Source organism: Luteimonas sp. e5, from assembly GCF_054031035.1.
In genome coordinates this window covers 58085-84009 of the sequence record NZ_JBSTRX010000003.1, presented here as the reverse complement: position 1 = coordinate 84009, position 25925 = coordinate 58085, and the positions used below count along the sequence as shown (strand labels likewise).

18 protein-coding genes are annotated in these 25925 nt (G+C 66.5%); 7 read left to right on the top strand and 11 right to left on the bottom strand.

The genetic code is table 11. The annotated features are described in order from the left end of the window. Positions 1-56: 56 nt before the first annotated feature. A complete protein-coding gene (locus ACW11F_RS09470) occupies positions 57-1055 on the bottom strand; it encodes a Nudix family hydrolase (protein ID WP_456996654.1) in 999 nt (332 codons plus the stop codon). Positions 1056-1114: 59 nt separating this feature from the next. After that, entirely contained in the window at positions 1115-3592 is a 2478-nt protein-coding gene (locus tag ACW11F_RS09465; protein WP_456996653.1) for an acyl-CoA dehydrogenase, read from the bottom strand. Positions 3593-3780: 188 nt separating this feature from the next. Between ACW11F_RS09465 and ACW11F_RS09460 the strand changes: the two genes are divergently transcribed. Together ACW11F_RS09460 and ACW11F_RS09455 are read left to right on the top strand one after the other, a co-directional pair. Beyond that, positions 3781-4383 (top strand): TetR/AcrR family transcriptional regulator, encoded by a 603-nt coding sequence (locus ACW11F_RS09460; RefSeq protein WP_456996652.1) that lies wholly within the window; start codon positions 3781-3783, stop codon positions 4381-4383. 60 nt (positions 4384-4443) lie between these two features. Beyond that, positions 4444-6222, top strand: coding sequence for a phosphoenolpyruvate carboxykinase (GTP) (locus ACW11F_RS09455; protein ID WP_456996651.1), 1779 nt, complete (start codon positions 4444-4446; stop codon positions 6220-6222). Between the two features lies 1 nt (position 6223). On the opposite strand, the gene ACW11F_RS09450 is transcribed toward ACW11F_RS09455, so the two are convergent. Genes ACW11F_RS09450 through ACW11F_RS09435 form a run of 4 tightly spaced genes read right to left on the bottom strand, consistent with a single transcriptional unit; the run spans position 6224 to position 11265 of the window. Further along, positions 6224-7501: a putative 2OG-Fe(II) oxygenase gene (locus ACW11F_RS09450; RefSeq protein WP_456996650.1), complete on the bottom strand. Its 1278-nt coding sequence runs from the start codon at positions 7499-7501 to the stop codon at positions 6224-6226. A 16-nt stretch (positions 7502-7517) separates the two neighbouring features. Continuing rightward, entirely contained in the window at positions 7518-8192 is a 675-nt protein-coding gene (locus tag ACW11F_RS09445) for a putative 2OG-Fe(II) oxygenase (RefSeq protein ID WP_456996649.1), read from the bottom strand. Positions 8193-8219: 27 nt separating this feature from the next. Continuing rightward, on the bottom strand, positions 8220-10172 hold the full coding sequence (locus ACW11F_RS09440) for an O-linked N-acetylglucosamine transferase, SPINDLY family protein (RefSeq protein WP_456996647.1): 1953 nt from the start codon (positions 10170-10172) through the stop codon (positions 8220-8222). Continuing rightward, positions 10165-11265, bottom strand: coding sequence for a class I SAM-dependent methyltransferase (locus ACW11F_RS09435; protein WP_456996646.1), 1101 nt, complete (start codon positions 11263-11265; stop codon positions 10165-10167). The genes ACW11F_RS09440 and ACW11F_RS09435 overlap by 8 nt, the downstream gene beginning before the upstream one ends. Before the next feature lie 244 nt (positions 11266-11509). On the opposite strand from ACW11F_RS09435, the gene ACW11F_RS09430 reads away from it, so the two are divergent. Further along, complete coding sequence (locus ACW11F_RS09430; RefSeq protein ID WP_456996645.1) at positions 11510-14155, top strand: TonB-dependent receptor plug domain-containing protein; 2646 nt, start codon at positions 11510-11512, stop codon at positions 14153-14155. 364 nt (positions 14156-14519) lie between these two features. Further along, positions 14520-17585, top strand: a complete 3066-nt coding sequence (locus tag ACW11F_RS09425) for a TonB-dependent receptor domain-containing protein (protein ID WP_456996644.1) — start codon at positions 14520-14522, stop codon at positions 17583-17585. A gap of 244 nt (positions 17586-17829) precedes the next feature. Here ACW11F_RS09425 and ACW11F_RS09420 read toward each other — a convergent pair whose 3' ends face one another. Continuing rightward, on the bottom strand, positions 17830-18648 hold the full coding sequence (locus ACW11F_RS09420; protein ID WP_456996643.1) for an XOO1806 family protein: 819 nt from the start codon (positions 18646-18648) through the stop codon (positions 17830-17832). Between the two features lie 178 nt (positions 18649-18826). Further along, complete coding sequence (hslO, locus tag ACW11F_RS09415) at positions 18827-19756, bottom strand: Hsp33 family molecular chaperone HslO (RefSeq protein ID WP_456996642.1); 930 nt, start codon at positions 19754-19756, stop codon at positions 18827-18829. 80 nt (positions 19757-19836) lie between these two features. Here hslO and mtgA point away from each other — a divergent pair, with 80 nt between their 5' ends. The 3 genes from mtgA to ACW11F_RS09400 are packed head-to-tail and all read left to right on the top strand — an operon-like array spanning position 19837 to position 21969. Beyond that, positions 19837-20568 (top strand): monofunctional biosynthetic peptidoglycan transglycosylase, encoded by a 732-nt coding sequence (mtgA, locus tag ACW11F_RS09410; protein ID WP_456996641.1) that lies wholly within the window; start codon positions 19837-19839, stop codon positions 20566-20568. Next, a complete protein-coding gene (locus ACW11F_RS09405) occupies positions 20565-21566 on the top strand; it encodes a glycosyltransferase family 2 protein (RefSeq protein WP_456996640.1) in 1002 nt (333 codons plus the stop codon). Before mtgA ends, ACW11F_RS09405 begins: the two co-directional genes overlap by 4 nt. Beyond that, complete coding sequence (locus ACW11F_RS09400; RefSeq protein WP_456996639.1) at positions 21541-21969, top strand: CBS domain-containing protein; 429 nt, start codon at positions 21541-21543, stop codon at positions 21967-21969. The genes ACW11F_RS09405 and ACW11F_RS09400 overlap by 26 nt, the downstream gene beginning before the upstream one ends. 31 nt (positions 21970-22000) lie before the next feature. On the opposite strand, the gene ACW11F_RS09395 is transcribed toward ACW11F_RS09400, so the two are convergent. The 3 genes from ACW11F_RS09395 to sucC all read right to left on the bottom strand — a co-directional run bounded on the left by ACW11F_RS09395 (position 22001) and on the right by sucC (position 25887). Further along, on the bottom strand, positions 22001-23668 hold the full coding sequence (locus tag ACW11F_RS09395; protein WP_456996638.1) for an NAD+ synthase: 1668 nt from the start codon (positions 23666-23668) through the stop codon (positions 22001-22003). A gap of 148 nt (positions 23669-23816) precedes the next feature. After that, positions 23817-24692 (bottom strand): succinate--CoA ligase subunit alpha, encoded by an 876-nt coding sequence (sucD, locus tag ACW11F_RS09390; protein WP_456996637.1) that lies wholly within the window; start codon positions 24690-24692, stop codon positions 23817-23819. A 25-nt stretch (positions 24693-24717) separates the two neighbouring features. After that, a complete protein-coding gene (gene sucC, locus ACW11F_RS09385; RefSeq protein ID WP_456996636.1) occupies positions 24718-25887 on the bottom strand; it encodes an ADP-forming succinate--CoA ligase subunit beta in 1170 nt (389 codons plus the stop codon). Positions 25888-25925 lie beyond the last annotated feature (38 nt).

The following is a 25925-nucleotide window of genomic DNA, read 5'->3' as shown; positions in this document are numbered from 1 at the left end:
CGACAGCGCGCAATGAAGGCCCGGCGCCGGCGCGCCTGAAGCGGGGTTGCCGGCGCTCAGGCCGTGGCGTCGCCGCCGGCCGGCACCGCCGCCGGCCACAGCGCGCGGATCGCGGCGATGCCCTGCGCGCCGTGCCGGCGTGCCTCGGCGATGTCGCCTTCGCCCAGGCCGCCGATGGCATACAGCGGCAGCGCACTTTCCTCGCGCAGGCGGACGAAGCCCGGCCAGCCGATGCCGGGTCGCCCCGGATGGCTGGCGCTCGGCTTGAGCGTGCCGACCACGGCGAAATCGCAGCCGATGGCGGCGGCCTGCCGCAATTGCGCAAGATCATGGCAGGACGCCGAGAGCGCTTGTCCCGCGGCCAGCGCAGGCCGCTCACGGCGGGCCAGCAGCTGCGATGAGGGCAGGTGCAGGCCGCAGCCGAGCTGCACCGCGAGTGCCGCATCGCCGTTCAGCAGCACCTCGGCCGCATGCGCCCGGCACAGCGCCACCGCTGCCGCGGCAAGGCGCTGCCAGCGCGCCGGCTCGAGCCCCGGTGCGCGCAGTTGCACGCGGCGGATGCCGGCCTCGAGCGCGCGCGCGAGCGTCGCCAGCCACGCTTCGTCATCGTCGGTCGGTGTCGGCGTGACCAGGAGGCGCGCCGGTGCCTGCAGCGCGGCGCAGACCGGGAGGTCGGCCGGCGGCATCGGCCAGTCGCGCAGCTGCTCGAGCGGGCTCCACGCCAGCGCCTGGCCGTCCAGCCCGCGCGGCACGCCCTGCCAGCGCGCGATCTGGTGCACCTGCAGCACGATGCGCTTGTGCGCCATGCGCTGCGGCACCGAAATCAGCAACTCGCCGACCTCGACGCGCAGGCCCAGCTCCTCATGCAGCTCGCGCGCCAGCGCGGTCGCGGCGGGCTCGCCCGGCTCCACCTTGCCGCCGGGGAACTCCCACAGCCCGGCAAGGTCGCGCCCGCGCGTGCGCTGGGTCAGCAGCACGCGCCCGTGCGGGTCGCGGATGACGCCGGCGACGACAGGAATCGGCGCAGCGGACGGGGAGGGTGGGTCGGCGGGCACCCGGCTACGATAGCCCGGCTTGGGCGCGGCGGCGGCCCGCGCCGCCCGCCAACCTTGGCTCAGGCCACCTCGCGGTGGCCCTGGCCGTGCTCATCACGCCCGACATGGCCCGCCGAACGCAGCTCGGCGGGGTCGAAGTCGTCCACCGTGATGGTGTCCAGGGTCAGCTCGCGCAGCTCCTGCAATTGCGTGGCTTCCTCGGCGCTGATCCAGCCCTCGGCGACGCCTTCGGCCAATTGCTGATCGAACTCCAGCGCCTCGATGTCGCTCGTCTTCAGCGCCTTCATGAACTTGCGCTCGACCGGTTCGGCCAGCACGAACTTCGGCAGGTAGCTGATGATGCGGCCGGCCGGATTGAGTTCGGTGGGCGTGGTGAACACGCCCTCGGCAAGGCGGTCGCGCGCATCCGAGGGCGTCATCAGCAGGCTCGCCACCTTGTGCCCGAGGCGGTCGGACGGCGCCTGCGCACGGCGTCCCAGCGGGAAGATGATCGGCCACAGCAGCCACGCCACCGGGCGCACCGGGAAGTTGCGCAGCGCGGTGGAGAGCGCGGTTTCGATCTTGTTCACCGCCTCGTGCACCGACCACGCCAGCAACGGCCGGTCGCTGGCCGGGTGGCCCTCGTCGTGGAAGCGCTTGAGCAGGCTGCTGACGATGTACAGCTGCGACAGCACGTCGCCCAGGCGCCCGCTCAGCGATTCCTTGAACTTCAGCTTGCCGCCGAGCAGCAGCATCGAGGTGTCGGCCATCACCGCCAGCGCCGCCGAATAACGGTTCAACTTGCGGAAGTAGCGGCGGGTGTAGTCATCGCCCGGCGCACGGCCGAAGCGCGAGCCGGTCAGGCCGAACCAGAAGCTGCGCACCGCGTTGGAGATGGCATAGCCGATGTGGCCGAACAGGGCGTGGTCGAAGGCGTCGATGCGTTCGGCCGGGTCGGCGATCTGCGTCGCCTTCATTTCCTTCATCACCCACGGATGGCACAGGATCGCGCCCTGGCCGAAGATCATCAGGCTGCGCGTCATGATGTTGGCGCCCTCGACCGTGATCGCGATCGGCGAGGCCTGCCAGGCGCGGCCGGCGAAGTTGCGCGGGCCGAGGATGATGCCCTTGCCGCCGATCACGTCCATCACGTCCTTGCTCACCATCCGCCCCATCTCGGTGCAGTGGTACTTGGAGATGGTCGAGGGCACGGCCGGGTTCTCGCCGCGTGCGACCGCGGCCGCGGTCGCCTGCGACAGACCGCTGATGGTGTAGGCATGGCCGCCGATGCGCGCCAGCGCTTCCTCGACGCCCTCGAAGCGGCCGATCGACAGGCCGAACTGCTTGCGGATGCGCGCATAGGAGCCGACCGCCACCGCGCCCAGCTTGGCGCCGCCGCTGGCGGTGGAGGGCAGGGTGATCGAGCGGCCGATGGACAGGCATTCCATCAGCATGCGCCAGCCCTGGCCGGCGTATTCCTCGCCGCCGATCAGCTGCGACAGCGGCACGAACACGTCGCGGCCTTTGATCGGGCCGTTCTGGAACGGCGAATTGAGCGGGAAGTGGCGGCGGCCGATCTCCAGCCCCGGCGTGTCGTGCGGCACCAGCGCCAGCGAGATGCCGATGTCGCGCACGTCGCCGAGCAGGCCGTCCGGGTCGTACATGCGGAAGGCCACGCCGATCAGCGTCGCCACCGGCGCCAGGGTGATGTAGCGCTTGTTCAGGGTCAGGCGGATGCCGAGCACCTGCGCGCCGTTCCACTCGCCCTTGCAGACGATGCCGTAATCGGGGATCGAGGTGGCATCGGAGCCGGCGAACGGCCCGGTCAGCGCGAAGCAGGGCACCTCGCGGCCATCGGCCAGGCGCGGCAGGTAGTGGCGCTTCTGCTCCTCGGTGCCGTAGTGCATCAGCAGCTCGGCCGGACCCAGCGAATTGGGCACGCCGACGGTGGAACTGACCACCGAGCTGATCGAGGCCAGCTTCTGGATCACCTTGTGGTTCATCAGCGCGGAGAAGCCGAGGCCGCCGTATTCCTTCGGGATGTTGAGGCCGAAGAACTTGTTGCGCTTGATGTAGTCCCACAGCTCCGGCGGCAGGTCGGCGCGCACGTGGTCGATGTCCCAGTTGTCCACCATGCGGCACAGTTCTTCGGTCGGGCCATCGAGATAGGCCTGTTCCTCGGCGGTCAGTTCGGGCCGCGGCTGATCCAGCAGTTGCGACCAGTCCGGCTTGCCGGAAAACAGCTCGCCCTCGAAGCCGACCGTGCCCGATTCCAGCGCGGTGCGCTCGGTATCCGACAGCGGCGGCAGGATGCGGGTGTAGAACTTCAGCAGCGGGGTGGTGATCAGCGCCTTGCGCAGCGGCGCGATCAGCAGCGGCAGCGCGATCAGCGCGGCGATCACCGCCGCCACCAGCACCGCGGTCTGGTTCGCCCCGGCAAGCCAGGCCAGCACCAGGCCGCTGGCAGCCAGCGCGGCCCAGATCGCCAGGCGCCAGCGATGGTAGGCGGCCAGCCCGGTGGCGAGGACCAGGATCAGGAAGGGAAGGGCGATGCTCATGCGGGACTCCTGCGCGGCGGCGGGCGTGGACGGGATGCCGGTGCCTGCATCAGGCAGATGTACCGGCGGCGCCGTGTTCACACGATGAATGGCGGCTCCATACGCAAAGGTATGTTGCGCCTCGGGCAGTGTCAAGCGGCGCTGCCGCATACGTCTTTGGACGCCTGCGTATGGTTACAATGCCTGTCATGAACGAGACATCTTCCAAGCCCGAACGCAGCGGTCGCCTGAGCGCCGAGGACTGGGCCCAGGCGGCGCTGGACCAGATCGCCGAACAGGGCGTGTCCGCGGTGGCGGTGGAGCCGCTGGCGCGTCGCCTGGGCGTGACCAAGGGCAGCTTCTACTGGCATTTCCCCTCGCGCGATGCACTGCTGCAGGCCGCGCTGGAGCGCTGGGAAAGCTACGAGCAGGACGAAGTCTTCGGCCAGCTGGAGAACCTCGGCAACCCGGCCGAGCGCCTCGGCGCGCTGTTCAAGCTGGTCGCGCACGAAGTGCAATCGCACGTGGTCTACAGCGAGTTGCTGAAATCGCTCGACCATCCGGCGGTGCAGCCGGTGATCGGGCGGGTGTCGAAGCGGCGCATGGATTACCTCACCGCCGCGTTCCGTGCTGCCGGCCTCGATCCGGTCGCCGCGCAGCATCGCGCACGGCTGGCCTACTCGGCCTACGTCGGCTTCCTCCAGCTCAACCTGCAGCTGGGCCAGCGCGACATGCAGCGCGAGGAGTTCGAGGATTACGTCGCGCACATGATGGCCACGCTGATTCCGCCCGCGGTGGCCAACGCGGCCTGAGCCGCTTCCCCACGCCCGAAGCGCGGCGCCGCGCGCGGCGTCGCGTCCCTTTCGTTCCCGATGGAAACCACCAACACCATGACCCAGACCCGCAGCCAGCTCGACGCCCTCAACCAGTGGGTGGATGAAATCGCGCAACTGACCCGTCCCGACCGCATCCACTGGTGCGATGGCTCGGACGCGGAGAACGCGCGGCTGATCGAGCAGATGCTGGAGGATGGCACCCTGCTGCGGCTGAACCCCGACACCCATCCCGGCAGCTACTTGCACCGCTCCGACCCGGATGACGTCGCCCGCGTCGAACACCTCACCTTCGTGTGCACCAGCGAGCGCGAGGATGCCGGCCCGAACAACCACTGGATGGAGCCGCAGGCTGCGCGCGAGAAGATGCGCTCGCTGTTCGAGGGCTGCATGCAGGGCCGCACCCTGTACGTGGTGCCGTACTGCATGGGCCCGATCGACTCGCCGCTGTCGCGCTGCGGGGTCGAAATCACCGATTCGCCCTACGTGGTCATCAACATGCGTCTGATGACGCGCATGGGCAGCGCCGCGCTGGCGCGCATCGAGCGCGAGGGCCACTTCGTCAAGGGCCTGCACTCGATCGGCGAGCTGGACCCGGAGCGTCGCTACATCATGCACTTCCCCGAGCAACTGGAAATCCAGTCCTACGGCTCGGGCTACGGCGGCAATGCCCTGCTCGGCAAGAAGTGCCATGCGCTGCGCATCGCCAGCCACCAGGCGCGCAACGAAGGCTGGATGGCCGAGCACATGCTGATCCTCGGCATCGAAAACCCGCAGGGCGAGCAGCACTACATCGCCGCCGCCTTCCCCAGCGCCTGCGGCAAGACCAACCTCGCCATGCTGATCCCGCCCGAGGGCTACGTGCGCGATGGCTGGAAGATCACCACCATCGGCGATGACATCTGCTGGATGCGTCCCGGTGCCGATGGCCGGCTGTACGCGATCAACCCGGAAGCCGGCTTCTTCGGCGTCGCCCCCGGCACCTCGGAAGTCTCCAACCCCAATGCGTTGGCGACGCTGCAACACGATGCCATCTTCACCAACGTCGCGGTCACCGACGACAACCAGCCGTGGTGGGAAGGGCTGGATGATCGCGTGCCGGTGACCGACTGGAAGGGGCAGCCGTTCGATCCCGCCGCCGGCACCCCGGCCGCGCATCCCAATGCGCGCTTCACCGTCAGTGCGCGGCAGTGCCCGTCATGGTCGCCGATGGCGGAAGACCCGCAGGGCGTGCCGATCTCGGCGATCGTGTTCGGTGGTCGCCGCGCCTCGCTGGCGCCGCTGGTGTTCGAAGCCCGCGACTGGACCCATGGCGTGCTGATCGGCGCCTCGATGGGCTCGGAAACCACCGCCGCCGCCGCCGGACAGGTCGGCGTGATGCGCCGCGACCCGATGGCGATGAAGCCGTTCTGCGGCTACAACTTCGCCGACTACTTCGCGCACTGGCTCGCGTTCGACCGCGAAGGCGCGCGCCTGCCGCGGATCTTCCACGTCAACTGGTTCCGCCGCGGCGAAGGGGGCGACTTCCTGTGGCCGGGCTTCGGCGACAACATGCGCGTGCTGGAGTGGATGCTCAAGCGCGTGGATGGCCGCGCCGGCAGCGTGGAAACCCCGATCGGCCACCTGCCCAAGGTCGAAGACCTGAACCTCGAAGGCGTCCACCTCAGCGACGAGGCCCGCGACAAGCTGTTCAGCTGCGATCGCGCCGGCTGGGCGCGCGAATTCGCCAGCATCGGCGAATACCTCGAGGAATACGGACCGCGCATGCCGCAGGCGCTGAAGGACGAACAGCAGCGCATCGCCGCCGAGCTGGGCTGACTCAGTCCAGTGGAATGGCGTCGAACGCCAGGCTGATTCGTGGACGCGTCCCGTGATAGGGACGCGTGTGGTGGAAAAAGTAGGAAGGAAAGCTGACCAGCTGTCCGCTGCGGGGGTGGTGCACATGCTCGCAGGGCGCGATGTCCAGTTGCATCGAGGAAGGCGGGTGACCGAACACGAGGTCACCATCCTGGCTGGCACATGCGTTGCCGGCATCGACATAGAACACACCGCTCAGCCAGCCGGCGGGGTGGATGTGCGGACTTTGGTGGCCACCTTCATGCAACACGGTGGCCCAGGACTGGATGCGCCACCGTTGGGGCGCGCTCCTGGCCCAGGGATGTGTGGTGAGAACCGGGTCGGTGCGCACATGCGCGATGCGGTTGGCGACAAAACCGGTCACCAGTTCGGCGTACGCAAAAAACGGCGACTCGGGAGCCAGATCCAGCATCACCGATTGCTGGCCGAGCCGGGTTGACCGCCCGGCAGGTTCCCAGCGCAGGGCGGGGTGCGCGAGTATGGCCTCTCGCAAGACGCCCAGGTCCAGCGATTCGGGCGCTTGGGTTGCCGCGAGCAGTTGCGAATAGTCCACCAGCAGCCGTGCCGCGTCATTGTCCGCGCGGGCACATGCAGCCAGGTAAAGCCCGGCCATTGCAGTCTGGTCGCGCGGCTGCAATTCCAGCGCGTGCCGGAAACGTGCTTCCGCAGCGTCAATCCGGCCATTGGCGAGCAGGGCCATTGCGTGATCGGTCAGCACCGCAGGGTCGTTGCTTGCACCTTGTTCACAACGTGCCAAGGCCGATAATGCCTGTTCCGGCTCCCCTGCAGCCTGCAGCGCGTTGCCCAGGCTGCGAAGGATGCGCAGATTGCCGGGTGCACGGCGCAAGGCATTGCGCAAGTGGTGCACTGCTTCGTTCGGTCGCTCCATGCGCAACAGCAGTATGCCGGCGTTGGCATCCGCGTCGCTGGCGGCAGGATGCAGCTGCGTCACGCGGATGAAGTCCGCCAACGCCTCGTCGGCACGCTCGAGCGCGTTGTATGCCAGGGCGCGATTGAACAGGATCGCAGGGTTGTCCGGTGATTGCGCAAGCGCTGCGTTGAAATCTCCGATTGCCGATTCGTTTCTGGACAGCTGGCCATGGGCCATGCCTCGCAGGAACAACAGTTCGGCATCCTGGCCATCCTGGCGGATCAGTTCGTCGAGCAACTCCCGGGCGTTTGACGCTTGGCCCCGGCGCATCAACTCCTTGGCACGTTCGCGGTGGTCGGATACGGGCATGCCGGTGCCGTCGATATCAGAGCGGTGATTGCTTCCAGCGCCCCCATGCGTTGAGGGCGACCACGATACGTGGCCGCTGCCCCTCATAGGGGAAGATTTCATGCGGGAGATAGGAAGGGAATATCAGCAATTGGCCGGGTTTGTGCGTCAACTGCCACGGCGCTAGCTGGTAAGGCACCTTGAGGTTCTCGATGCAAGGGTCGCGGTACGCTGTTGCCGCGATCCTGGGGTCATGGAAACGCACTGCGCCGCTGAAGCTCGAGCCCGGGTCACCCGGGTCCACGCAGTAGATGGCCGACCAACTGGCATTCGGGTGGCTGTGCGTGCCCTGAAAGCCGCCGGTGCTGGTGACGTGGAACCATGAGTGCATGTCGAACTCGATGTTCGCCATCTGTGCATCGTCATAGCCGTTGATGTTGCGGATGAAGCCCATCAGCAGATGGTTGATCATCCCGAACAGCTTGCGCACCGGTGCTTCCGGGCGGCGGTGAAGGTCAAAGCGGCTTTCAAAAACGCGGTGCTGCGTATCACGCTGGATGAAGTCGCGGTAAGCATCGCCTTGCGCTTCCAGGGCCAGGAACAGATCGCGAAGCTCGTTGTTCAATGGCTCGGCTTCGGGCAATGTCGCCGACATGAACGGCACCACGAACAGTGGGTGGATTGCTGCCTGAATTTCTCCGTTCTGCTCCATGTCTGTCCCCTTTGTTGCCGTGATCGATCATGCCATCAAACTGTCCTTGCTGCGTTCCATGGCCAGCATGGCAATGCGTTCGATCTCGGCCGCACCACGTCGCGGCGAAAACAGGTCGCCGTGCGCCACGGCAGTCTGCAGTTGTCCGCGCAACGCGTCCAACCGGTCGCGGTCGTTGGCAAGGGCGACGGCGGTTTCCACGTATTCGTCCACGTTCGTGGCAATCAGCTCATGCATGCCGAGGTGGTGGTTGGCCGTGCTGCCCAAACGAGCGGTCGGGGAATCGCCCGGCAGGCTCAGCACCGGCAGTGCGGAGGCGATGGCGAACATGCTGGTGGCTCCGGCCTGGTAGCGGAATGCATCAAGAAACAAATCGCAGGATGACGCACGCACCAGCTGTGCTTCCCAGGGCACTGCGTCGGCGAACAGCAGGCGTGAGGGGTCGCCGCCAACACTCGCCCAGCTGGCAAGGAACCCCGTGCGTGCCTGTTCGCCGCGAAGAAACAGCAACAGTCTTGCCGTCCCTGCACGCGCCAGAATCCTCGACCAGGCCGAGAGCACTTCAATATCCAGTTTGTAACTGTTGTTGAAGCTCGCCAGCAGTGGCGTCGGCAGTGGCGGCAGGGAAAATCGTGTCCGGTCAGGTTCGGGACAGGCGACCTGCCAGCCCGGAAGCACTGGCGAGCGCATGTGGTAGATCCGGTCGGTGTAAGGCCATGCCTGATCGGGCGGTGCGATCCAGTGGTCGAGGATGATGCCATCCAGCCACGGCGCTTCCTGTGCATGGATGAAGCCGAGCCAGCCCAACTGGATCGGTGCCGGGCGCAGCGCGAGTGCAGCTGGCCGTGCACCCTGGGTATAGCCGCCCAGGTCGATCAAGACATCGATGCCGTCATCACGGATGCGCCGGGCCAGGGCTTGATCCGGCATCTCGCTGGCATCGACAAAATGCTCCACACCGGCCGCGATCCGTCTTGCATGTGCATCTTCATGCGCACGCAGACTGTAGGCAGTGACTTCGAAGCGCTCGCGGTCGTGGGCGTGGAAATGCTCTTGCAGCAGGCTGCCGACAGCATGGTTGCCAAGGTCCGGGGAGATGTAGCCCAGGCGGATCCGCCCGTGCTCGTGGCGCGCTGACACCGGCAAAGATGCAAATGCGTTTGCACGGGCAACGACGCGCTGGGCGTGTGCAGCCAGTGCGCGTTGTTTGAAAGCCTGTGCAAGCGGCAGATAGGTCAGCGGGAAAGGTTCGATGCCGGCAAGTTCAGTGCCGCCCGCACCGCCTGCATCCAGCCTTCGAAGGCGTTCGACGACCGCATCGCATTCGTGCATGCGGCACAGCTGGGCACAGACATGGGCCAGCCGAACCAGGTTGTCCATGCGATCCGGGAAATGGCGATCCATTTCAATGAAGCATGTGCGTGCGGTTTCCAGATCACCCTGCAACTCGGCACAGATGCCGATGTTGAGCCACTCGCCCGGATGCGTTTTGGCCGCCTGCCGATAAGCCGATGCCGCTTCGACGTAGCGCTTGCAGGCCTGCAACGACTCACCGAGGTAATGCCAGGCTTCGGCCAACCCGGGCGCCAGGTCCAATGCCCGCCTCAATGCCTTCTCGGCCTGCACATGTTGTCCCGACATCGACAACAGGCTGCCGAGCAGCAGCCAGCTGGCTGGCTGTTGTGGCAGCGCCTCCACGGCAAGGTGGGCCGAGCGCACCCCGGCATCAAGCCGACCCGTGGCGCGCTGACAATGGGTCAGGGCCAGAATGGCCTGTGGGTAACACTCGGCGCCTGGCGGAATGGCCTCGAGAAGGGGGATCGCCGGCGCCGGGCGCCCGGTTTGCAGCAGCAATACCGCATAGTCATGTCGCAGCAACCAGTCATGCGGCTGGTGCTGCAATGCCGACTGATAGCAGTGTTCTGCGCCGACGATGTCTCCTGCCAGATGCCGCTCCCGCGCGTGGTGCGAGTCATCCATGCCGCGCGACCAGGGTCCAACCCATGGGGGCATCAGTGGCTTGCCGCAGGGTGCCCGTTTCGACGCTCATGCCATGCTCCTCCAGCCACATGCGAATCTGTGCCAGCTTCTTTGGCGACAGCAGCGCGGCAGCCAGATCCTGCAAGCGCATCCGCTCGGCTGCGAGCGCCTTCGTCCAGTCCTCCAGGTACGCGACCGCACGTGCGGCATGGCCCTGTTGCGCCACTTCGAGTATGCGTCTCACGTGCCAGGCCGCTTCGGCAAGCACGTGGGCATCAGGCAGCTTGCGCTGGTGCGTCAGCAGATCATCCACGCTTGCGTTGAAGGCATGGCGCGTTTCCTCTGCATTCGGCGAACGCGCCAGCGCGGCCCGTGATCCTGCGTCGGGTGCAGCAGCGATCAGCTGGGCGATGGCCGACAGCCGGCTGACCAGCGGCGATTGGAGCAGGTAGTCGATGCCTTGCTGTTGTGCCGGGGCAGTACGCGCGATCAGCGAATCATCGCTGTGCATCAGCATGCAGACACGGCCGTCTGCGGCCAGCACCCGCGCCATCTCGGTGACGACTTCGCGGCTTGCCGCGTACTCGAAGCCGTATTGCGAGGTCAGCAAGGTCACGCTGCCGTCCTCGAAAGGCAGCTGTCGCATGTCGGTACAAGGGTGGAAACGGATGCCGTCGAGCAAACGTGCACCATCGGCAAGGTTCTCGGCGGGTCGGATATCGGCGAGGTCAACCCCGTGGATGTCGAGTGAAAAGCCTTGTCGTGTGGCGTGCGCCTTGGCCAGCAGCGCCAAGGCTCCGTTGCCGGTGCCCAGATCCACCAAGCGGTCGCCTGCCAGCAGCGGATCAAAGCACGACGACCAGAAGGCGGCGATGGCTCCGTCGTAGTTGCCATCGATCGACGACGCGCAGGAGTGCAGGACGCCCCGCCGCCACAACTCGGCCCAAGCCTCGGCTCCGGCTGTTTGCGCATTGTTTGCTGCCATCCAGCCATCATACTGGCGCTCGCACTGACCATGCCGGCTTGCGTACGGTGACCGACCAAGGCGGTGACGCTGCCCATGACATGAGAAGTTCGGGAAGATCAGCCACAACGGTGTCTGTGGCCTGTCAAGCCGCTCGATCCAGCTCCAGCCGGCCCTTTGCCCGTCTCCTGATTGGGGCCGATGCACAGTCACGTTGCAATGGCGTGACGCAGCTTTTAACGACACTTTAATTTTTCCCGCCAAACAGCTACCATCGGACCCAGCCATGCCGTTCTGCCATTGCGGCGGGGTGTGTGGCCCCCTCAATTTGTCATCGACAAACTCTCAAAGCCCTCTTGGAGACAAAGAGACCATGAGCTTCAAAACCCACAAACTCCGCGATGCCATCATCGTTGCGCTCGCGATCGGCGTGGCAGCGCCGGGCGTGGCTCTCGCCCAGAGCACTGACCAGGAAGAGGCCCGCAGCCTTGACCGTGTCGAAGTGACCGGTTCGCGCATCAAGCGCGCAGAAGTCGAAGGCCCGAACCCGATCACCGTGATCAGTCGCGCCGACCTGGATGCCGCCGGCGAGATTTCGGTGGCCGACTATCTGCGCAACAACGTCTACAACTCCTTCGGCTCTACTCGCGAATCCTCGGGTTCGGCCACAGGCTCCCAGGCGACCATCAGCCTGCGTGGTCTGGGCTCGGAATACACCCTGGTGCTGCTGGATGGTCGTCGCATGACCACCTCGGCGGCGCTTGGTGGTGCCGCAGCCAACATCAACCTGATTCCGACCGCCGCCGTCGAGCGCATCGAAGTGCTGCGCGAAGGCGCGGGCGCCATCTACGGCTCTGATGCCATCGGAGGCGTGGTCAACGTGATCCTGCGCAAGGATTACGAGGGCCTGAACTTCAGCGCCGGTTACGAAATGCCGAAGGTGGGTCCGAACGGCAACACCGCCAGCATCTCCGGTGGCGTGGGTTCGGATCGCGGCAACCTGACCTTCGTGCTCGATCACCAAGAGCGCGAGATGATGTACAACCGTGAAATCCGTGACATCGTCACCGGTGCCGGGCTGCCCTGGGGTCTGAGTGCGTTCAACTCCTCGGCGAACTTCTTCAACCCCTCGCTCGGTCTGGTCGGCGCCCCGGGTTGTGAAACGTTTGAGAACAGCTACCTCACTGACGATGGCTTCTGTGGCTTCGACCACGGTGCCACCTCGGCCAACGAGTCCTCGCTGACCCGCGATTCGCTGCTGGTCAACGGCAGTTTCGACATCACCGACAACCTGTCGTTCTTCTTCCGCGGCTTGTCCTCGCGCACCTCCAGCCTCGGCGTGTATGCCTCGGCTCCGGTCGATACCTTCCCGACCATCGCGGCGGACAACCCGTTCAACCCGTTCGGCATGGATGGCACCCTGTACTACCGCTTCACCCCGCTGGGCACCCGTGACTCGGTGCGCAAGGACACCATGCGCGACTACAACTTCGGTCTGCGCGGCAGCAACAACTGGCTGGGTGGTGCGGACTGGGAAATCGGGTTCAGCCATGGTCGCGTTTCGCAGGCCAGTGTCAACTACAACTACGGCCTGGGCAGCGCGCTGCAAGAAGCCATCGACGCCGGCAACTACAACCCGTTTGATCCGACTCATCCGAGCGTGGTCGAAGCTGCGCCCTCCGTTGGCCACACCGTGTTCGTGGAATCGGACATGACCAGCAAGGGCATCGATGGCAACATCGCGTTCGACCTGTTCAACATCGGTGATCGCCCGGTCGGCTTCGTCACCGGTTTCGAGCATCGCGAAGACAAGCTGAGCCAGACCTATGATTCGCAGAGTGCTGCCGGCAACGTGTTCGGCTCCGCAGGGGCCGGCGCCGATGGCGAGCGCAAGTACACCGCGCTGTATTTCGAAGCGCTGTTCCCCATTCTGGACACCCTGAATCTCACTGTTGCGGGCCGCTACGACGACTACAACGATGTGGGCAGCAAGTTCTCGCCGCGCGCCTCGTTCGAGTTCCGTCCGCTGGATTCGCTGCTGGTCCGTGGTTCCTGGGGCAAGGGTTTCCGTGCGCCGGCGTTGACCGACATGTGGGGTGCGCCATCCACCACCAACCTCAACAGCCCGCCGCTGGCTTCGGCCGGTCTGCCGGGTGGTGACAAGCTGGCCTGTGACGCGCTGACCGCCTACCGCAATGCCTCGGGCAACACCACTTATCAGCCGTATCCGGTGAATCCCTGCACCAGTACAAACCAGTACCAGTGGTTGGTGACCAGCAATCCTGGCCTGGAACCGGAGGAGTCCAAGAACTGGGGCGTGGGCGTGGTGTGGAGCCCGACCAACACGCTGTCCTTCGCGCTCGATTACTACGACATCGAGATCACCAACATCATCACCACCCTGCCGCGCGCCTTGGCGTTCCAGTACGGGGATGATGGTGTCCCGCTGTACGGTGTTGATCGTTCCGACCCCATCATTCCGCCGACTCCGGGTGCTGCGCCGCTGCCGGGCGTCCCCCGGCAGATCCTGCTGCCGATCGTCAATGGTGCGGTGCGCACCACGCGTGGCATCGATTTGGAGGCAAATTACCGCATCGAGACCGACGCCATGGGTCGCTTCATGACCAAGCTGACCTGGTCGCACATGCTCGAGCGTGACCTGATCCCCGCCGGTGACAGCACAGTGCAGAAGCAGCTGGGTACCGCAGGCATTCCGAAGGATCGTGGCCAGTTGTACCTGGGTTGGGATCGTGGTCCGGTGAGCACTGCTCTGATCACCAACTACATCGCTGGCAGCAGCGATGGCACGCCGGCAACCACCCTGCCGTCCTGGACCACGTTTGATGGTCAGGTGGCCGTGGCCACGCCGTGGAATGCCAAGGTGACCTTGGGTGTGCGCAACATCGGCAACAAGATGCCGCCGATGAACAACCGCCTGTACGGTTTCCCGTACTACGACAACTCGCTGTACAACATCTGGGGTCGTACCCCGTACCTCCGTTACGAGCAGAGCTTCTGATCACTCGTTCGGAATCGCAGATGTAGCACTTGGCGACCCGCTTCGGCGGGTCGCTTTTTTTTTGCCGGCCGCCGGCCAATGATCTCGCGCGCATCTTCCACCGGATGTCTGGGCAGCAGCGTGTTCAACTTGGTGGCTGCTGCAATGCAGCGTGATCGTGCAAGGCCAGGCACCGGCGTGATCCAGTGGCAGCAGTGCGAAAGCCGGTCCGGGGTGGCACTGGTCTTGTGCTCGCACGGTGGAGGTGATCCCTTGCACAGACCAAGATGAATACGCCTCACCCCTTGTTAAAGTTTTGTTGCTGTGATCTAGTCGCGGATGTCGGTTTCATCCGACTCGACTTTTCTCCATCGGGGACTCATACATGGCAACTTCCAACTTCCGCAGGAACCTCAAGCGCAGCGCACTCACCGTCGCTCTGGGCCTGTGCTTTGCAGGCAGCGTGCAGGCGCAGAGCACGGTGGGTTCGGTGTTCGGTCAGACCACGGCCAATGAAACCGTGCAGATCGAAAACATCGCCACCGGTGCCACGCGCTCGATCACCGCGGGTGCCGACGGCCGCTACACCCTGACCCAGCTGCCGCCCGGCCGCTACCGCGTCACTTCCGGCGGCGCCACTCGCGAGGTGCAGGTCAACGTCGGCAGCGGTACGCCGGTGAACTTCGTCGGTGCCGGCGGTGCGCCGCTCGACGTGGTCACGGTGACCGGCACCGCCTACAACGCCAATGCGATCGACGTCAGCAACGTCGAATCCAATACCGTGTTCACCGCCGAGCAGATCGATGCGATCCCGGTCGGCCGCAACGTGCAGAGCGTGGCACTGCTGGCGCCCAGCGTGGTGGCCAACTCCAGCTATGCCTCCAATGCGCCGAGCTTCGGTGGTTCGGCCTCTTCGGAGAACGCCTACTACATCAACGGCTATGCGGTGACCAACCCGCTGACCTCGATCGGCTTCACCACGCTGCCGTTCGATGGCGCCGACCAGGTGGAAGTGCTGACCGGCGGTTACGGCGCGCAGTACGGCCGCTCCACCGGCGGCGTGATTTCGATCACCACCAAGCGCGGCACCAATGACTGGAAGTTCGGCGGTGCGGTGTACTGGACCCCGGACAGCCTGCGCGGCAAGTACCGCGACGAGTACTACCCGGATACCGGCTTCTATGGGCAAGGCGAGCGCATCCCGACCGACGGCAAGCTGTACCTGCGGCGCCAGGAAAACAAGCGTGACAGCCTGCAGTACGGCGTCTATGCCGGCGGCCCGATCATCCAGGATCGACTGTTCTTCTATGCCGCGGCCGACCTGACCAAGATCGATACCAAGAGCGTGCGCGCGGCGATCCCGCAGAACATGTACGACACCACCATCGATCCTTCGACGGTGCCGGCGGTGAACAACGGCTACGGCAACAACAGCTACGAATACCCGCGCTGGCTGGCCAAGCTGGACTGGCAGATCAACGACAACCACTCGCTGGAATTCACCGGCGTGCAGGACGTGACCAAGTCCGACCTGGTCTACAGCTCCTACGACTACCGCGACTACAGCCACAGCGACGTGCAGACCGGCGGCGGCCGCTACAAGGATGGCGGGCGGCTGTACATCGGCAAGTACGTCGGCCACTTCACGGACAACCTGTCGCTGAGCGTGCTCTACGGCCAGCAGAAGATCGACCACGAGATCGACCTGTTCGGCTATGACCCGAACTGCCCGCGCCTGTCCGGCTCGCTGTCCAACGTCAAGCCCGGCATCACCGGCAGCCAGGGCTGCCAGCTGGCGTCGAGCGTCTCGCCCGAGGGCCAGTTCGACAACACCCGCGGTGGCCGCATCGACCTGGAATGGCAGCTCGGCTCGCATGGCCTGCGCCTGGGCTATGACGATACCGAAGCGCATACCTTCTCCGGCACCGAATACGCCGGCGGCTACGTCTGGGTCTACATGTACACGCGGGATTACAACGCGCCGGTCAGCCCGGGCTATGGCGTGGGTGCACCGGGTCCGGCCGCCGGCACCCCCAACACCGGCACCGAAGGCTGGTTCGTGCGTCGCCAGTACTACACCAACAGTGCCAACGTGAAGACCCGCCAGCGTGCCTGGTACCTGGAAGACCGCTGGCAGGTGACCGACAACCTGCTGCTGTCGCTGGGCCTGCGCAACGAGAACTTCACCAACTACAACGGCGAGCATGAGGTGTACGTCGAGCAGAAGAACCAGTGGGCGCCGCGCCTGGGCTTCAGCTGGGACGTCAACGGCGACTCCACGGTCAAGGTGTTCGGCAACGCCGGCCGCTACCACCTGGCGCTGCCCAACAACGTGGCCGCTCGCGCGGCGGCACGTTCGCTGTACACCCAGGAGTACTTCAACTACACCGGCATCGACCCGGTCACCGGTGCGCCGACGGGGCTGACCAACATCCCGGTCACCGACCGTGGCTACAACTGCCCGGGCCAGCCGACGGTGATTTCCTCCAACCTCGAATGCGGCAATGCGCGTGATCCGCGCGTGGTCGCGGCCAAGGACCTGAAGCCGCATTACCAGGACGAATACATCCTCGGCGTGCAGCACCAGTTCAGCCCGAGCACCACCTGGGGCATCAAGGGCCGTTACCGCGAGCTGCGCAACGCGATCGACGATACCTGCACCCCGGCGCTGGGCGGTGAGTGCTACATCTTCAACCCGGGCATCGGCAACACCTTCTACGAGATGGGTGCCGATGGCCAGCTGCACGAGGTGTACTACAGTGCCGAGGAACTCGACCTGCCCAAGCTGAAGCGCAAGTACTGGGCGATCGAAACCTTCTGGGAGCGCTCGTTCTCCAACCGCGGCATGGCCCGCGTGGAGTACAGCTTCTCGCGCAACATCGGCAACACCGAGGGCCAGCTGCATTCCGACCTGGATACCGGCGGCGGCGGCCAGTCCGACGTTTCGGTCACCCAGGACTGGGACCTGCCGGAGCTGATGCAAGGCGCCTACGGCCTGCTGCCCAATCACCGCGCGCACCAGCTCAAGGCCTATGGCTCCTACCGCCTGGGCGAGGACTGGCAGGTCGGTGCGTCGGCGATCATCACCTCCGGGCGTCCGCTGAGTTGCACCAGCTACTACCCGGACCCGGATGCGCAGGTGTACAACGGCGCGTACTACTACTGGTGCGGCCTGCCCGGCACCCCGGGCTACGTCGAGTCGCCGCGCGGCACCTACGGCACCACGCCGTGGAGCCAGATCTGGAACCTCAACGTGCAGTACCGTCCGAGCTGGGCGGCCAAGCGCCTGACCCTGCGCGTGGACGTGCTCAACGTGTTCGACCAGCAGAAGGCGCAGTATGCCTACGGCCGCTATGCCGCCAACCGGGTCACGCCGAGCCGCTTCTTCGGCCAGGACCTGAACTACTACAGCCCGCGTTCGGTGCGCCTGACCGCGCGCTACGACTTCTGACAACCACGGCTGATGCAAGACCGAAAGGGGCGCCACTGGCGCCCCTTTCCTGTTGGGTGATCCCGTGCATTCACGCATGCGCGGGCGCTTGCCCCGGCTTCCCACGGCGAACTTTCGGGGGCAGCAGCCACGGGTCCTGCGATCAGCTCGTCACGGTGGCGCGGACACGCGCCATGCGGCGGCCGCGGCATGGCGGCCGTCAACGCAGGGGCGGGGAGACGTTCGGCGCGCTGCGCCGTGGACCTCAGAGGTCCTGCTGGTAGCGCACGTAGGGGATGGTGCCTTCGTCCTCGCCCTTGACCGGGGAGAACGGGTTGCGGCCGCGGGTGACGACATTCTCCGCGCCGACGCTGAGCTGGCCGCTCCATGGCGTGCGCCAGGTCAGGCCGACGCCGAAGCCTTCCCATTTGCCGGGCTGGCCGGGGACTTCGACCACGCGTCCGAACACGTTGGCACGGAACGCGCCCACGCCACCGCCGATCGACAGGCCGAGCGTGTTCCACTGGTCACTGAGCTGCGACAGTTCCGCCGCCGGCATCAGCCGCGCCTTGGCGGTGGTGCCGGCGATCGAGACCACGCCGCTGCGGCCGAGGTTGTATTCGGCAAACAGGGCGAGATCGGTCTGTTCCACGCGGGTGCGGCTGGGTGCGCTGAGCCAGGCCGGCAGCGAGCCGCGCTCGCGACCCACGCCCACGCCCACGCGCGCGTTGCGTCCGCCGAAGCTGGCGCTGGCCGGGCCGATCGAGCCCAGCGAGCAGCTGTTGGAGAGCCGGTCCATGCGGCTGGGGATGCCACCCTTGCCATCGCACAGCAGGGCCAGCGACTGGCCGTTGGACAGGCCGAAGGCCGATTCCAGGGTGTTGCTGCCGAAGCGCCAGCGCGCGCCCTCGGTGGCCGCGCCGGTGGGTTCGAGCACCACCGCACCCTCGACCTTGCCGCTGCTGCTGTTGACCACCGGGATCACGGTCATGCCGCGGTTGCCCGATTGCGCCCACGCACCGCCACTGGCCAGTGCCAGCGACAGGGCAGCGGTGAGCAGGGTCGGCTTGAGCAGGCGTTTCATGGTCGTTGTATGGACTTTCCCCGGTGCGGAAAAGTTCCCGGAAGTGGGAATTTCCCGCATGTGACCAACATATCCCATTTATATTTATTTAACAATCGCTTGGGCGCTTTCGAGACGGGGTCGGGCGAAGCGACAGCGGCGGACGGCGCCGGGGCCGGCCCGCATCGGCGCGCGGCGCTCAGTGCAGGCGGGTGGAAGTCGTGCTGCCGACTTCCGGGCCGGTGAACAGCGCATCGATTTCGGCGCGGTCGAAATGGTAGCGCTGGCCGCAGAATTCGCAGTGCACCTCGGCGCGGCCGTCGCGGCCGGCGGCCACCGCGGCATGCGCTTCTTCGCTGCCGAGGGTGCGCAACACCTCCTCGACCCGCGAGCGCGAACACGAGCAGCCGAAGTGCAGCGGGCGGCGGCCCAGCAATTGCAGGTTTTCCTGGTGGAACAGGCGGTGCAGCAGCAGCTCGGCGCCGGTGGCCTGCAATTCGTCCGTGCCGAGCGTGTCGAGCAACAGTCCGGCACGGGTCCAGCCCTCGTCATCGCCCTCGGCGCCGGGCAGCTTCTGCAGCAGCAGGCCGCTGGCGCCGTCGGCGTCGGCGGCAAGCAGCAGGCGCGTGGGCAATTGCTCGGATTGCACGAAATAGCCTTCCAGCGCGTGTGCCAGGTCGGCCGAGTCCAGCGGCACCAGCCCTTGGTAACGCATCGGCTCGCCAGCGACGCCGGGGTTCTCCACCGTGATCGCCAAGAGGGCGCCATCGCCGAGCCGGCTGAGGTCGTCCGCTTCCGCGGCGATGGCGGCGGCATCGGCGTCCTCGGCGGTGCGCACCAGGCCGCGCAGGGTATGCGCACCGGTGCATTCGGCGAACAGGCTGCGCAGCGCGCCGGGCGCGCGCAGCTGCACCGAGAGCCGGCCTTCCACCTTGCTGTGTGCGGTCATCAGCGCGCTGGCCACCAGTGCCTGTCCGAGCAGGGCGCGTGCCGCGGCGGGCGGCTCGCTGCGTTCGAGCACCTGTTGCCACGCCGGGCCGAGGCGCACCAGCGCGCCGCGCACGCCGGCATCGGGCAGCAGGAAGACATCGAGGTGGTCGTCGTGGTCGGAGGTGTGGTGTTCGCTCATGGCTGGACTCGTGGCGGCGCAGGCGGCCTCATGCCGGATAATGCGTGGATGATGTCGATACCTTGCCAAATGGGGGCGCGATGAGCGAGGCGCAAGGCACGCGGCGCGCGCGGCGCTGGTGGCGCCGGCTGCTGTGGCTGGCGCTGCTGCCCGTGTTGTTGCCGGTGGCGCAGGTGGCGCTGCTGCGCTTCGTCGATCCGCCGTTCTCCAGCTTCATGCTGATCCGCCAGCTGCAGGCCTGGGGCGAGGGCGACTGGCGCTACCGCAGTGCGCACGAATGGCGGCCGCTGGCGCAGGTGTCGCCGCAGCTTGCGTTGGCAGTGATCGCCGCCGAGGACCAGCGCTTCGCCGAGCACGACGGCTTCGACCGCGAAGCAATCGAAAAGGCGCGCGAGCGCAACCAGCAGGGCGGGCGCATCCGCGGCGGCAGCACGATCAGCCAGCAGACCGCGAAGAACCTGTTCCTGTGGAGCGGCTCGGGCTGGAACCGCTGGCTGCGCAAGGGACTGGAAGCGTGGTACACGATGTGGATGGAAATGCTCTGGCCCAAGCAGCGGATTCTGGAGATGTACCTCAACTTCGCCGAGTTCGGCGATGGCGTGTACGGTGCGCAGGCGGCGGCGAAGACCTGGTTCGGCAAGGACGCCGCGCGCCTGGGCGCGGCCGAGTCCGCGCGGTTGGCCGCGGTGCTGCCCAGCCCGCGCCGTTACAGCGTGGCCAGGCCCGGGCCGTACGTGCAGCGGCGCAGCGCGGCGATCCAGCGGCAGATGCGCCTGATCGGCGGCACCGCCCATCTGGAGCAATTGCAATGAGCGAGCGCCTGACCGTGGTGGTGGCGGCGTACAACGAGGCCGAGGCCTTGCCGCTGCTGCATGCACGGCTGCTGCCGGTGCTCGATGCGCTGGAGCGGATCCAGGCGCGCGTGTTGTATGTCGATGATGGCAGCCGCGACGGCACTTGGGCGGTGATGCAGCGCCTCGCCGCCGGTGATGCGCGGGTCGGCCTGCTGCGGCTGTCGCGCAATTTCGGCAAGGAGGCCGCGCTGACCGCGGGCCTGGATCATGTCGAGCATGGCGCGGCGATGATCCTCGATGCCGATGCGCAGGACCCGCCGGAACTGATCCCGCAGTTCGTCGCCAAATGGCGCGAGGGGTACGACAACGTGTATGGCCGGCGCGTGGCGCGTGAAGGCGACGGCGTGGCGCGACGTGCCAGCGCCTCGCTGTTCTATCGCCTGATCAGCCGGCTGTCGCGCACCCCGATCCCCGAGGACAGCGGCGACTTCCGCCTGCTCTCGCCGCGTGCGCTCGCCGCGCTGGCGCAGTTGCGCGAGCGCCAGCGTTTCATGAAGGGATTGTTCGGCTGGGTCGGATTCAACAGTGTCGAAATCCGCTACCAGCGCGAACCGCGCAATGCCGGGCGCAGCAAGTTCAGTTTCTGGCGCCTGTGGAACTTCGCGCTGGAAGGCATCACCGGCTTTTCCACCGCGCCCTTGCGCATCAGCACCTATCTTGGCCTGCTCACCGCATTGTTCGCGCTGGGTTACGGCGGCTGGGTGATCGCCAAGGCGCTGCTGTACGGCGACCCGGTGGCCGGCTGGCCGAGCATGATGGCGGTGATCCTGTTCCTGGGCGGCGTGCAGCTGATCGCGCTGGGCACCATCGGCGAGTACTTGGGCCGGCTGTATCTGGAGGCCAAGCAGCGCCCGCTGTACCTGGTCGCCGATTGGCAGCCGGCCGCGGAACCGGGGTATGCTGAGGCCGGTTCGATGGCCGGGAGCGGGCATGAAACAGGTGCGTCATCTGCTTGAGGAAAAGGGCGCGGCGGTGGTCTCGATCGACCCCGATTCGCAGGTGCTCGATGCACTGCGCCTGATGGCGGAGAAGGGCATCGGCGCGGTGCTGGTGATGGACGGGCCGAAGCTGGTCGGCATCCTTTCCGAGCGCGATTACGCGCGCAAGGTGGTGCTGCTGGGGCGCGGTTCGGCAACCACCCCGGTCAGCGGCATCATGAGCACCCAGGTGGTGTGCGCGCGCCCCGGCGACAGCGTGGCGCAGTGCATGCAGGTGATGACCGAAAAGCGCATCCGCCACTTGCCGATCCTCGACCAGAAGCAGGTGGTCGGCATCGTCTCGATCGGCGATCTGGTCAAGGCGGTGATCGACCAGCAGGCCGCCGAACTGCAGCACCTGCAGGACTACATCACCTCCTGATCCCGGGCGTGTCCGGTGCCGGCGTCGGCGCTCAGCCGCGCCAGGCGTTGGTGCTCGGGTAGCGGCGTTCGCGGCCGAAGCCGCGGCGACTCAGACGCGGGCCCGGTGCGGCCTGCTGGCGCTTCCATTCACTGCGCTGCACCAGCTGCAGCACGCGCTCGACCACGGCGACATCGAAGCCGGCGGCGACGATCTCGTCGCGTGATTGCTGTTCCTCGATGTGGCGGCGCAGGATGCCGTCGAGCACGTCGTAGGGCGGCAGCGAATCCTGATCGGTCTGGTTCTCGCGCAGCTCCGCGCTCGGCGGGCGCTCGATCACCGCCGGCGGAATCACGCCATCGGCATTGGCCGGCACCCCGCCGACGGTGTTGCGCCAGCGCGCCAGCGAGAACACCTCGGTCTTGTACAGGTCCTTGATCGGTGCGTAGCCGCCGTTCATGTCGCCATAGATGGTGGCGTAGCCGACCGCATACTCGCTCTTGTTGCCGGTGGTCAGCACCAGGCCGCCGAACTTGTTGGACAGCGCCATCAGCAGTGCGCCGCGGATGCGTGATTGCAGGTTTTCCTCGGTGGTGTCGGCCTCGCGCCCGGCGAAGCAGTCAGCGAGGGTATCGAGGTAGGCACGGAACGGGGCCTCGATCGGCAGGCTGATCAGTTCCACGCCCAGCGCCTGGCATTGGCGCTCGGCCAGGTCGTTGGACAGCTCGGCGGTGTAGCGCGAGGGCATGCGCACCGCGGTCACCTTGTCCGCACCCAGTGCATGCACCGCCAGCGCCAGCACCAGCGCCGAGTCGAGTCCGCCGGAAAGGCCGAGCCAGACGCGGTCGAAGCCGTTCTTGCCGCAATAGTCCTGGATGCCGCGCACGATCGCGCGCCAGGTCAGCGCGTATTTCGATTCATCGCCATCATCGACCCATTCCATCGGCGCGAAGCGGCCTTGTTCCGGGTCGTATTCGACCAGCAACCACTGATCGGTGAACGCGGCCGCGGCCGGCGACACTTCGCCATCGGCATTCGCCACCAGCGAGGCGCCGTCGAACACCAGCGCATCCTGCGCCCCGACCAGGTTCAACCAGGCGATGCCGACGCCGTTGTCGCGGGCACGCCCGGCCAGCAGGATGTCGCGCCGCGCATGGCAGTCATGCTCGAACGGCGAGGCGTTGATGCCCAGCAGCAGGCGCGCGCCTGCGGCCACGGTGGCGGTGACCGGTGCCGGCTGATCGAGGTCTTCGCCGATGATGAGGCCGACCCGGCTGCCGGCGACCTCGAACACGCAGGGCTCGGCCTGCGCACCGGCGGGGGTGAACCAGCGTCGCTCGTCGACCGAGGCGCAGGTCGGCAATACCTGCTTGCGTGCAGTGGTGGCGATGCCCCCGTCACGCAGCACGCTGGCGGCGTTGAACATGCCATCGGCGGCCTGCTCCGGCCAGCCGACCACGGCGACGATGCCTTCGACCTCGGCGGCCAGCGACTCCAGCGCGGCGCGGCATTCCTTGACGAAGGCGGGGCGGCGCAGCAGGTCCTCGGGCGGGTAGCCGCACAGCGCCAGTTCCGGGAACAGCACGATGTCGGCGCCGAACTCGTCGCGCGCATCGCGGATCATTTCGCCGATGCGCTGGCGGTTGCCGTCAATATCGCCGACCGGGAAGTCGAACTGGGCCATGGCGATGCGCAGCTTGCGCGGGGTCTGTGCATTCATCGGGGGCAGGCTTTCGCGTTCGGGAATGGCTCCATGATCGCACCGCACGGGTCATCGCGCAGTGGAGCACGGTGCGGCCGCGCGGGGCCGCAAACGCAACGGGCTGCCCGAAGGCAGCCCGTCGCAGGCAACGCGGTGCGCGCGCGGCTTACTTGGCGAGGCGCTTGGCGATGGCCGCACCGAGGTCACCCGGCGACTTGACCGTGGTGATGCCGGCCTTTTCCATCGCCGCGAACTTGCCCGCCGCGGTGCCCTGGCCACCGGAGGCGATCGCGCCGGCGTGGCCCATGCGCTTGCCTTCGGGGGCGGAGGCGCCGGCGATGAAGCCGACCACCGGCTTGGTCACGTGCTTGGCCACGTACTCGGCGGCTTCTTCCTCGGCGCTGCCGCCGATCTCGCCGACCATGATGATGCCTTCGGTCTGAGGATCGTCCTGGAACAGCTTCAGCGCATCGATGAAGTTGGTGCCGTTGATCGGGTCGCCGCCGATGCCGATGCAGGTGGACTGGCCGAGGCCGGCATCGGTGGTCTGCTTGACCGCTTCATAGGTCAGCGTGCCCGAGCGCGAGACGATGCCGACCTTGCCCGGCTTGTGGATGTGGCCGGGCATGATGCCGATCTTGCACTCGCCCGGGGTGATCACGCCGGGGCAGTTGGGGCCGACCAGCACGGTGTCCGGGTGGCCCTTGAGCACGTTCTTCACCCGCATCATGTCCAGCACCGGGATGCCCTCGGTGATGCAGACGATGACCTTGATGCCGGCATCGGCGGCTTCCAGGATCGCGTCGGCGGCGAACGGCGGCGGCACGTAGATCACCGAGGCATCGGCGCCGGTGGCTTCCACCGCCTGCTTCATGGTGTTGAACACCGGCAGGCCGAGGTGTTCGCTGCCGCCCTTGCCGGGGGTCACGCCACCCACGACCTTGGTGCCGTATTCGAGCATCTGCTGCGCGTGGAACGTGCCTTGCGAGCCGGTGAAGCCCTGCACCAGCACCTTGGTGTCCTTGTTGATCAAGACTGCCATTTCGATTCTTCCTTCAAGCGGTGGGTCAGGCGGCGTCGCGGACGGCGTGCACCGCCTTCTTCGCGCCATCGTTGATGTCGTCAGCCGGGATGATGGCCAGGCCGGAGTTCTTCAGCAGTTCCTTGCCGGCGTCCACGTTGGTGCCTTCAAGGCGCACGATCACCGGCACCTTGACCCCGACTTCCTTGACCGCGGCGATGATGCCTTCGGCGATCATGTCGCAGCGCACGATGCCGCCGAAGATGTTGACGAAGATCGCCTTGACCTTGTCGCTGGACAGGATCAGCTTGAACGCCTCGGTGACCTTCTCCTTGTTGGCGCCGCCGCCGACATCGAGGAAGTTGGCCGGCTCGCCGCCATTGAGCTTGATCACGTCCATGGTCGCCATCGCCAGGCCGGCGCCGTTGACCATGCAGCCGATGTCGCCGTCCATGGTCACGTAGTTGAGGTCGTACTTGCTGGCCAGCACTTCGGTTTCGTCTTCCTGGCGCACGTCGCGCATGGCGACGAGGTCGGGATGGCGGAAGTTGGCGTTGTCGTCGGAGTTGATCTTGCCGTCCAGCACTGCCAGCGAGCCATCGGTGAGGATCGCCAGCGGGTTCAGTTCGACCAGCGCCAGGTCCTTGTCGTTGAACAGCTTGAACAGCCCGGTCATGATCCTGGTCAGCTGACCGGCCTGCTTGGCGTCCAGGCCCAGGGCGAAGCCGAGGTCGCGGCACTGGTAGGGCTGCAGGCCTTCGACGAAGTCCACGTGCAGGGTCTTGATCGCGTCCGGCTTCTCGCGCGCGACCTGCTCGATGTCCATGCCGCCCTCGGCCGAGGCGATGAAGGTGACGCTCTGCGTGGCGCGATCGACCAGCACCGACAGGTACAGCTCCTTGTCGATGTCGGTGGCCTGGGTCACCAGTACCGAGTCCACCGGCAGTTCGACGCCGGCGGTCTGGTAGGTGGCCATCCTGGTGCCGAGCATGGCCTTGGCGTGCTGCTTGACCTCATCCAGCGTCTTGCACAGCTTGACGCCGCCGGCCTTGCCGCGACCGCCGGCGTGGATCTGGGCCTTGACCACCCAGAAATCGCCGCCAATGGCCTTGGCCGCGCTCACGGCTTCGTCGGGGGAATGGGCTACCTGCCCGGCCGGGACGCTCACGCCGTACTCGGCGAACATCTGCTTGGCCTGATATTCGTGGAAATTCATGGGTCACCAGGGAGTGGGAAACGAAAAGAGGGCGTGCG